The sequence below is a fragment of the Trichothermofontia sp. genome (assembly GCF_053493415.1).
Genome location: NZ_JBRCAD010000138.1, coordinates 1 through 9,505, shown reverse-complemented (window position 1 = coordinate 9,505; position 9,505 = coordinate 1). Strand labels below are relative to the sequence as shown.

The 9,505-nt window shown below is 54.2% G+C and carries 10 protein-coding genes; 7 read left to right on the top strand and 3 right to left on the bottom strand.

The features are described from left to right. The 5 genes from ACWIUF_RS12080 to ACWIUF_RS12060 form a co-directional block, all read left to right on the top strand. Nucleotides 1–203, top strand: a 203-nt coding sequence (locus tag ACWIUF_RS12080) for a hypothetical protein (RefSeq protein WP_448572636.1), incomplete at its 5' end; no start/stop codon positions are given. Between the two features lie 275 nt (nt 204–478). Next, a complete protein-coding gene (locus tag ACWIUF_RS12075) occupies nt 479–766 on the top strand; it encodes an element excision factor XisI family protein (protein ID WP_448572638.1) in 288 nt (95 codons plus the stop codon). Nucleotides 767–811: 45 nt separating this feature from the next. Further along, a complete protein-coding gene (locus ACWIUF_RS12070; protein WP_448572637.1) occupies nt 812–1,180 on the top strand; it encodes a GIY-YIG nuclease family protein in 369 nt (122 codons plus the stop codon). Beyond that, nucleotides 1,177–1,401: a hypothetical protein gene (locus ACWIUF_RS12065; protein WP_448572635.1), complete on the top strand. Its 225-nt coding sequence runs from the start codon at nt 1,177–1,179 to the stop codon at nt 1,399–1,401. The genes ACWIUF_RS12070 and ACWIUF_RS12065 overlap by 4 nt, the downstream gene beginning before the upstream one ends. A 35-nt stretch (nt 1,402–1,436) precedes the next feature. Then, on the top strand, nt 1,437–1,853 hold the full coding sequence (locus ACWIUF_RS12060) for a hypothetical protein (protein ID WP_448572634.1): 417 nt from the start codon (nt 1,437–1,439) through the stop codon (nt 1,851–1,853). 37 nt (nt 1,854–1,890) lie between these two features. On the opposite strand, the gene ACWIUF_RS12055 is transcribed toward ACWIUF_RS12060, so the two are convergent. After that, nucleotides 1,891–2,865 (bottom strand): metal ABC transporter solute-binding protein, Zn/Mn family, encoded by a 975-nt coding sequence (locus ACWIUF_RS12055; RefSeq protein ID WP_448572633.1) that lies wholly within the window; start codon nt 2,863–2,865, stop codon nt 1,891–1,893. A gap of 87 nt (nt 2,866–2,952) precedes the next feature. Here ACWIUF_RS12055 and ACWIUF_RS12050 point away from each other — a divergent pair, with 87 nt between their 5' ends. Continuing rightward, entirely contained in the window at nt 2,953–3,720 is a 768-nt protein-coding gene (locus ACWIUF_RS12050; protein WP_448572632.1) for a metal ABC transporter ATP-binding protein, read from the top strand. Further along, nucleotides 3,720–4,634: a metal ABC transporter permease gene (locus ACWIUF_RS12045; RefSeq protein ID WP_448572631.1), complete on the top strand. Its 915-nt coding sequence runs from the start codon at nt 3,720–3,722 to the stop codon at nt 4,632–4,634. The genes ACWIUF_RS12050 and ACWIUF_RS12045 overlap by 1 nt, the downstream gene beginning before the upstream one ends. A gap of 14 nt (nt 4,635–4,648) precedes the next feature. On the opposite strand, the gene ACWIUF_RS12040 is transcribed toward ACWIUF_RS12045, so the two are convergent. Both ACWIUF_RS12040 and ACWIUF_RS12035 read right to left on the bottom strand, forming a co-directional pair. Beyond that, entirely contained in the window at nt 4,649–5,041 is a 393-nt protein-coding gene (locus ACWIUF_RS12040) for a response regulator (RefSeq protein WP_448572630.1), read from the bottom strand. A gap of 265 nt (nt 5,042–5,306) precedes the next feature. Then, nucleotides 5,307–9,505: PAS domain S-box protein (locus tag ACWIUF_RS12035; RefSeq protein WP_448572629.1), on the bottom strand; the 4,199-nt coding region annotated here is incomplete at its 5' end.

Below are 9,505 nucleotides of genomic sequence, written 5' to 3'. Positions count from 1 at the left end.
TTAATGCGCTCTGTGTGATTAAGCAGTTTTCGCCCCCGGAGCCGATCCAGCGGCATCCCGAATTGCTGGCAAAGGCGATCGCGCTGTTTAACCAGGAGGCGGAACAACTTCATGCCCTGGGTAAGCATCCCCAAATTCCGGAGTTGATGGAAGATAAATGGGTGTGGCGTGATTTTTTGAAACAGAATTCGGTTAGCGCCTAGCTAGGGGAGGTTTTGGATCGAATGTTGGAGCGATCGCTGAAGCGACGCTATCAAACACCCACTGAAATATTACAGGCATTATCAGGTCAACCTAACCGTGTAAATCCTACTCTAACTGCCAAGGTTACCCCCAATCCAGTCCAGCAATTCCCAATAGCAACTTCTAGCCAATTCGAGACGTTTTTATTCCAAACCGCTCAGCTTGAGTTTGTCACCGAGGTTAAGCAAGGCTGGTTTAGAAAACATCTGGAGGTTGTCCCTAAAATCCGACGACGATCAGGACAGGCAGAACGACTAATCGAAATGTTACCGAATGGGGTCAACTTAGAAATGGTGAGAATCCCCTGATCCGGCGACACTTAGACCCTGATCCATCCAAATTTAAGGGGAATAGTCGGCCAGTTGAGAATGAAATTATTGACGGCAAAGTTTGGGTACAACGCGACGGCACCGAAGACGGCGTAACCGATGATCTCGTCGCTGCCGGGATTCCCACATCTGATATTGTCTTAGGTTTCTATGAACCCTCCGTCAGACCCTACACGGGCTATGCGATCGCGTAACGCTTAGGAAGAAATTATCAAGTTTCAGATTAATCACTCGCCGCCATATCCAGTGATATTCAACAAGAAGCTCGACAGATCCTCGCCACACTTGCATCCACCCCTTTTGAGCAGTGTCAGTCACTCAGCCGTACCTTTGACACCATCCCAGCACAAGTTGGCCTGTATGCCTTTCGGCATCGTACCGAAGGCTTACTTTATATTGGTAAGGCCAAAAATCTAAAAGAGCGATTACGCACTGGGCATAAAGTTTTCCTCTGGGGTTGGCTCGATCGCTACGATCCCGATGAAGTCAGAATCGCTTGCGTTACCGTTAATCAATGGCAGCGTCCTGGATTATCCTATGAACTAGAAACCCTAATTCTGCAAGCAACCAATCGACCCTATAACGTAAAAATTCCCAAAGAGTTATGAATTCGACACTTACCATCCAGCACCTTTCCCCAGAAGCGATTGATCAACTGGTAAAACACTTACCCGATTATGTCAAAGTGGCCCTCCAAGAAAAAGCCATTGAGATGAACTGTTCCCTAGAGACTATCATCGAACTTGCGATCGCGAGCTTTTTAGATGAAGAAGCCTTTAGCTTTGAAGATTGCCTCTTAGCTAAACGCCTAGAAAATCCGCCAGTATAAATTCTACTGGAGGCTGTAAGACCTTCTTTTCAGTCTTGCCGCAAGCAGATGCCCAACCAGTCAAAACCGCCGTTGCCCACCTGCAAGCCACCCTCGATGGTGAAGCCGAGGCATTGGCACTGGCCCATCTCTACCGCAGTCATGAACTGTATGCGGATGCGATCGCGCTTCTGGAAGCGTACCGTCAAGCCGCCAACCCACCGTCTATCGCCGTGGCACATCTGCTAGCCGATCTTTGTTGGGAAGTGGAACTATGGCAGCAAGCCGAGGCATTGTATTTGCAGGTATTAGAGCAGTATCGCCAGGCCGAAGATTTAGACGGTGAAGTCACGGTTTTGAGCCAATTGGCGGCATTCTATGGGGCGCTACTGGGACCCACGAATGCAAAGACGATCGCCTATCAAGCGCAACTCCAGCGTCAAAGGCAGACTTTAGGAATGAAGGAGCCGTAAACTCCTGAGCAAGCCGTAGGGGTGGCTGCCAATTAGCCTAGGGTTGAAAAGGGGTGTAGGTGCCTCCTAAGGCTTCAACGATCGTGCGCGTATTCGCCGCAATCATTTTGAGATAGGAGTCACCATCACTACCAGGAGCACCGATCGAGTCGGAATAGAGCGGACGTGGGGCCAATTGCACACCCGCTTCCTGTGCAACGGTGGTAATCAACACCGGGTTGATCGTCGTCTCAGCAAAGATGCTGGGAACCCCAGTATTTTTAATCGCGGTCACCAGCGAACGAATCGTTTGGGCACTCGGTTGTTCCTCGGTACTAATACCAATCAAGGTACCGACGATTTGTAGACCATAGGCATGGGCATAGTATTGAAAAGCATCGTGGGTCGTGACTAACTGACGGTTATTGGGTGGAATCGTCGCAATTTGTTGTGCGACCCAGGCGTCAAGTTTTTGTAGATCAGCAATGAGACGATCGGCGTTTTGCTGAATTTGCGCTTGCTGGGTCGGGGCTAGGTCTATCAGGGCCGTTTTAATAGCGGTTACCATCGCGATCGCATTTTCCACATCGCCCCACACATGGGGATCGGGCACCTTTTGGCCTTCGTAGTCCAGATCCAAGGGGGGGACGACTTCACCCACCGCCAGCTTCTGAGCGCGTGTCCCAGCAGCATTCATCATTTTGATCAACCCCGGTTCTAAATTAAAGCCGTTGTAGAGAATCAGATCAGCCTTCTCTAGGGCAACACTATCGGCAGGGACAGGTTCATAAATGTGGGGATCGGCTCCCGGCTCCAGAATGCCCGTTAATTGAATCTGATCGCCGCCAACGGCATCGGTTAAGTCCGCGATGATCGTACTGGTCGCCACGACTTGGGGCCGCGCCTTGCCGTCGGGCAGGGATGCCTCTGGGGTACAGGCTCCGATCCCTAAAGCCAGCAACGCTAAGCAAACGAGGCGGGGGCAATGGCCGCTCAACGCCTGACCCAATGCAAGGAACCTGAATCGTGACATCCGGTTGATTTCCCAATGCTCCTTTTCATTATCATTTCATATTTTGTTAGACTTTTCATAGTTGTTTCATTATTCTTCTTGGGGACCATGTACGCTGTTACCACCCAGCCTAACCCCAGCGCTGCCTTAATCCGGGTAAGCCATTTAGGGGTGCAATATCGCGAAGTTAATGCCCTCGAAGATGTTACGGTGACGATTCAACCGGGTCGGCTGACGGGGTTAATTGGCCCCAATGGCGCAGGCAAAAGTACGCTGGTCAAGGCCATGCTGGGTATGGCTCCGGTCGTGCAGGGAACGGTGTTGTATGGCGATCGCCCCCTAGCCGAGCAGCGTCATCGGGTTGCCTATGTGCCCCAGCGAACCCAGGTGGATTGGACCTATCCCGCGACGGTTTGGGATGTGGTGATGATGGGGCGGGTGCGGCCCACGGGCTGGTTCCAGCCATTTTCGGCCACCAGTCGGCGCTTGGCGGCGGCGGCCCTAGAGCGGGTGGGGATGATGGCCTATCGCGATCGGCCCATTGGCCAACTCTCCGGCGGGCAACAACAGCGGGTTTTTCTCGCCCGTTCCCTCGCCCAAGCGGCAGACATTTTCTGTTTTGATGAACCGTTTGTCGGAGTGGATCAGAAAACGGAAGCGGTCTTATTTGAAGTCTTCCAGGAGTTAGCCGCAGCGGGTAAGACGGTCCTAGTCGTGAACCATGATTTGGGGGAAAGTATTACCCATTTTGATGATCTGATTTTACTGAACCGGACCTTAGTGGCCAGTGGACCCCGCCAACAGGTATTAAACGCGATGAATCTCGAACGGGCCTACGGGGGGCACGTGCAATTCTTTGCAGCGGAGGCGGCCTAATGTTGGCGCTGCCATTGGCGGGCCTATTCACGCCGTTACTGGAGCCATTGCAGTATGGCTTCATGCAGCGATCGCTGATTATTGCCGTTTTAGTGGGCTTAGTCTGTTCACTCGTTGGCTGCTACCTGATGGTCCGGCGACTGGCCTTGCTAGGGGATGCGATTAGCCATTCGGTGTTACCAGGGTTGGCGATCGCCTTTTGGTTGGGGGGCAATATTTTCGTGGGGGCCTTTATCGCGGGGATTATCAGTACCCTGCTGATTGCCTGGATTCAAGTGCGATCGCCGATTAAGGAAGATGCGGCGATGGGGATTGTCTTTTCCGCCTTTTTTGCCTTTGGCATTACCCTAATTACCGTGATTCAAAAGCACAATAAGATCGATCTCAATCATTTCCTGTTTGGCAATATTTTGGGGGTGACGATCGCCGATGTGCGGGATACGGCCATTATTGCCGCGATCGTGGTGGGGTTAATTTTCCTGATTTACAAAGAATTACTGTTTTTTACCTTCGATCCCTTAGGTGCCGAGGCGGCGGGTTTACCAGTACATCTCCTAAATTTTGGCCTTATGGCCTTAATTGCCCTGACTGTAGTAGCTAGCCTCAAAGCAGTGGGGGTTGTCTTGGTGTTGGCGTTATTGATTACACCGGGGGCAACAGCCTATTTATGGGTTACCCGGTTGCATCAGATGATGGCCTTGGGAGCCGGGTTAGGGATCGCTGCGAGTATTAGTGGCCTGTATTTGAGTTATTGGTTTAATGTCCCCTCCGGTCCCGCGATCGTCCTGGTGGCGTTTACGGGGTTTATGCTGGCCATTTTGTTCAGTCCGCGCTATGGGGTACTGACCCAACCGCAATCGCGATCGCCTGTTTCCCCCATCTGGCAGGAATTAAAAAACCTGCTGCCTTTCTGAAAACACACATGGCGTTAGGCAGGTACCGGTATCTCCCAACCCAAGTGATTCGCGATCTGATCGGCTAATAAGACCGGATCAAACGGTTTAGCAATCACTGCCGCTACCCCCAGATCAGCAAACTTCCGTTGATCCGTCGCTTGCACCTTAGCAGTGAGCAGAATGACCGGAATATGGCGAGTCGTGGGATCGCCCTGGAGTATCCGAAAGGTGGTGGGACCATCCGTATCTGGCAGCATCACATCCAGCAGGATTGCATCTGGTTGCTTCGTTTTGGCCTGGGTAATCCCCGCCTCACTCGACTCTGCCGTCGTAATTTTCCAGCCAGCCATAAGTTCTAGGCTAACTTGGGCAACTTCGCGAATATCATCCTCATCATCAATAATTAAGACATGCTTGTCAGACATTTTACCTAAACCTGGAATCGTAAATCAAGGTACTCAATTAAGCAGGGTTTGCCTGCGCGGGAGATCTTCCTTGGAACACTTTAGCGATGCGCATCGCCTGCGATCATCCTCTCAACTGGATGACTGGTAATCTGGGAACCCTGCCAACACTGGCGTGCCAAAACAGACTCCCGCCACCCTAGTCTTAGTTTCCTAGGGGTCAACCGCTAAGAATAAACCCAGCATAGGCGGAAATCGTGAAGAAAGCGTGAAATGAGCATCCCCCCTACGCGCTTTCCCACAGCAGGGGCAGGGTAAACGAGAAGGTACACCCGCGATCGGGGTTATTCTCCACCCAGATATTCCCCCCGTGCTGTTGGACAATACTGCGGCAAATGGCCAATCCTAACCCAAAGCCCCCTTTCTGCCGCGAGTCAGAGGCATCTACCTGCTGAAAGCGGTTGAAGATGGCTGCGATCATATCCGGCGGAATCCCCCGTCCCTGATCCCGCACCTGTACCCGTAGGTAAGCGGCAAACGGTGATTTCCGAGCGGTCTCCGGTGGCACGGCAATGGCTTCAGGCAGAGAGGGCGTTGCTGCGGGAAGCTGGACGTGGGAGAAGAATTGCACATGAGCCGTCAGGGAGACGAGACTATGGGCCTCGGAAAATTTGATCGCATTACTCAAAAGGTTTGTTAGCACTTGCAGAATGCGATCGCTATCGACCTTAACCTGGACAGAAAGGGGCACCACCAATAGCTCGATCTCAGCCTTATCTGCCATTGACTGCACCGACTCGACCGCCTGCAACATCAGCTCGCCAAAATCCTGTACCGTCGGTGCTAGACTGACCTGCCGTGACTCCAGGCGCTCTAGATCCAGAATGTTGCTGACCAGTCGAATCAGGCGATCGCTATTATTCACGGCAATCTCCAGCATCCGGTAGCCCTTATCCTCCAGGGTTCCCAACTTATTGGTCAGGAGCAGGCCCAGGGACGCCCGAATCGAGGTCAGCGGGGTCCGGAGTTCGTGGCTGACAATGGAAATGAACTCATCCTTCATCCGTTCAATGGCCGCCCGATCGCTAATATCCTTGGCAATCAAGGAGTAGCCCACGATCGCCCCCGTGGCATCTTTAATGGGCGACAGGGTGACAAACACATCAATCCGCTGGCCATCCTTGCGATAGTGTTGGGCTTGGCGATAGGTGTGGGTTGTCTGGGCCGCTAGGGTGTCCCAGTTTTCTGGGATTGCTTCCGGGGAGAATAACAGGGTGGAAATGGGACGACCGATCGCTTCCTCTGCCCGATAGCCATAGATGATCGCTGCGCCCAAATTCCAACTGGTGATGTGCTGGGTCAGGTCCAGGCCAATAATAGCGTCCCCGGAGGATTCTACGATCGCGGCTAACTGCACCAGGGCAGCTTCCGCTTGCTTGCGCTCCGTAATATCACTGGCGGTGCTGGTTATCCCCACAATCACGCCCGTTTCATCGTGGAGGGGAGCCGTATTGCACAGTAAGCAACAGGTATTGCCCTCACAGGACAGGACACTCATTTCGTGTTGCAGGGCGGATATGCCCTTCAGGACACGATCGAATAAAGGCTGCACTTGGGCCAATTCCGATGGTGGCATGAAGTCAGCCAGCGATCGTCCGAGCATGGCTTCGGGGTCGCAGTTAAAGATTTTGCGGGCTGCCTGGTTGATAAAGGTAATCCGCAATTGCCGATCCATTGACCAGATCAGGTCTTGGGAGGTTTCCACGAGGTGGCGATATTGCTGTTCGCTACGGGCGAGGGCGGCTTCGGCCTGTCGGCGTTCGATCGCAATCCGGGCCAAATCCGTCACACGGGCTAATAGCTGCTGTTCCCGCGTCTTGGGCGATCGCGGGGTCTGGAAATACACCACTAGGCTGCCTAAAACCTCATCCCCATCGGCCAGAATGGGCATGGACCAGCACGCCCGTAGGCCATAACTGAGGGCCAACTCTCGGTATGGCTCCCAGCCCGGATCGGTGGCAATATCCTCTGTCACGACAGTTTCCTTCCGGTAGGCCGCTGTCTCACAACTGCCTTGGTTTGGCCCGATCGCAACCTCCCCGAGGGCATCCCCATAGGCCAGGGGCAAATTGGGGGCTACGGCTAGGCTGAGATGGCTCCCGGTCTCATTGACGAGCATAAAGCCACATAAACTAGCGTCAATCTGGGCTTCCACGAATTGGGCCAGATGGGTGAGGACCGTCATGAGGGGAACGCCACTGGCTATCATGGTGAGGATACGCCCCTGCCCCGTGAGGAGGGTTTCAAAGCGGCTGCGTTCCCGGATCGCTTGCTTAAGTTGCGCATTGCGCTGATCTAACTCGCGGCGGCGCTGCTGTTCCTGTTGCAGGAGCTTCGCCTGGGCTAGGGCAATTCCCACCTGGGCTGCCACTTCCTCCAGCAGCAGAATCTCGTCTGGTTCCCACTGGCGATAACGATCGCACTGGTTCAGGCTAATGCCGCCATTGGCTTCGCCCTGATAGGAGGTGCGAACAGCGAGGAGGGACTTAAGTTCGGCAACCCGGCAAAACTCAGCCACATTGGCCAGGAGCGGCTCTGCATAGACATCCGTTGTTGCCACGGCCTGATCCTGGGCCATGATTTTTTGGGCATGGGGGTTATCAATGAGCGGCACGCTCGCGTGGGGGAAGGGGCTTTGGCCGGGGGCAAGATACTCCGCCACAATGCGCAAACACGCGGGGGGACCTTCGTAGTAGATCACCACATGGCAGCGGCTAACGCCAAAGGTTTGCCCAATCTGATTGGCGGTCGTCGTAAAAATTTGCTGAATATCGATTTGGGAGCGGATGGCTTCCGTCAATTCCCGGCGAAGTAGCGCCCGATCGAGTTGTTGCCGCAGGGCTTCTTCCATTTGCCGCCGGGTGGTGACATCGCGGCTAGATCCCACCATCCGCAGGGGCTGGCCCGCCTCATCCCAGAGGGCCTGGGCGCGGGTATTCACCCACAGGTAGGACCCATCCCGACGCTGTAGCCGATACTCGGCGATATAGCGCGGTATTTCGCGGCGAAGATAGGCATCCCGCAGAGCCAGAACCCGCTCCCGATCATCGGGGTGAAGGCGGGTGAGCCAGTCATCATTGGGCTTGATGATGGCCCCGTCGGTATAACCGAGCATTTCCCGCCACTGGGGGGAGTAAAAGGTTTCGTTGGTTTCCGCGTTCCAATCCCAGATCCCATCATTATTGGCCTGGAGAATCAATTGCCAGCGCTCTTCGCTGTAGCGTAGGGCCGTTTCCGCCTGCTTGCGATCGTTAATATCTTCGCTAATGGCCAGTAGGTAGGGTTCCTGGGTCGCTGGATCGGGGACCAGGGAAACGGTAAGGTGAACCCAAGTTAAGCGCCCATCCTTGCGAACGTAGCGCTTATCCAGGGCATAGGCGGTAAGCTCGCCCGCCAAAAGTTGGCGTTTATATTCCTGATCAACGTCAAGGTCATCGGCATAGGTAATCTCCCGAAAGGACATCGTGAGTAACTCGGCCTCGGAATAGCCCAACAGGTCACAGAGCTTTTGGTTGACCTTGAGAAACCGCCCCGTTTGATCGCAGTAGTCAATCCCAACGGCGGCCTGTTCAAAGATGGCCCGAAAGCGCATTTCACTCAGGCGCAGGGATGCCTCAATCTGGCGACGTTCCTCGAGTTCCTGGGTGGCCCGCTCATACAGGTTGGCCTGGTTGAGGGCGAGTGAGACTTGCGTAGCTAATTGCTGTAGTAACTCAATTTCCGAGTCTAACCAGGGACGGGCATCGGTGCAGTGCTGCGCGACTAATAAGCCCCAGCGATGCTCCGACGTTTGGGGTAGGGTGGCGGCGGTGTTGAGGATGGGAATGACTAAATTGGCCCGGACTTGGTAGCGGGCTAGCAGATCAACATAACACGGCGCTATATTGGCCGTATAAATATCCGCGATCGCTTGAAAAGAACCCTGGGTATAGGGCTGAATACACAGTTGTAGGGAGAGGCAAGCATCCAGGATGGTCTGCCCCAGCATGGACACCCAGCCCGGTGCCACCGATTCAGCGACAATTTTGCCACTCCAGTCGGGGTTAAATTGATAGATCAACACCCGATCGGTCCCCAAAAAAGCCCGTACTTCCTGCACCGTGGTGTCAAACACCGTATCCACCCGCAGGGATTGGCGAATGCGTTGGGTAATGGACCAGACCAATTGTTCCCGTTGCAGTTGGCGTTGATGGGCACTGGCTGCTTGCTGCTGGGCCTGTTGGGCGTGTGCCAATGCCGCTTGGGTGCTGGCCAGTTGTTGCCGCAGTGTGTGCTTTTCCAAGAGACATTGCAACCGGATCTGCACGATCGGGGCCAAGAGCGGTGGGGTTAAGTAATCTGCGATCGGGACCGCGACATCCGGTAAGGCCCCCATCTCTGCCCCCGTGGCAATGACCAGGATGGGTAGAGTTGCCCCCATGGGGG

Bases quoted from the DNA above. Each gene is read 5' to 3' on its own strand.
- ACWIUF_RS12050 (WP_448572632.1), top strand. From the start codon at position 2,953: ATGTACGCTGTTACCACCCAGCCTAACCCCAGCGCTGCCTTAATCCGG.
- ACWIUF_RS12055 (WP_448572633.1), bottom strand. From the start codon at position 2,865: ATGTCACGATTCAGGTTCCTTGCATTGGGTCAGGCGTTGAGCGGCCAT.
- ACWIUF_RS12045 (WP_448572631.1), top strand. From the start codon at position 3,720: ATGTTGGCGCTGCCATTGGCGGGCCTATTCACGCCGTTACTGGAGCCA.
- ACWIUF_RS12065 (WP_448572635.1), top strand. From the start codon at position 1,177: ATGAATTCGACACTTACCATCCAGCACCTTTCCCCAGAAGCGATTGAT.
- ACWIUF_RS12040 (WP_448572630.1), bottom strand. From the start codon at position 5,041: ATGTCTGACAAGCATGTCTTAATTATTGATGATGAGGATGATATTCGC.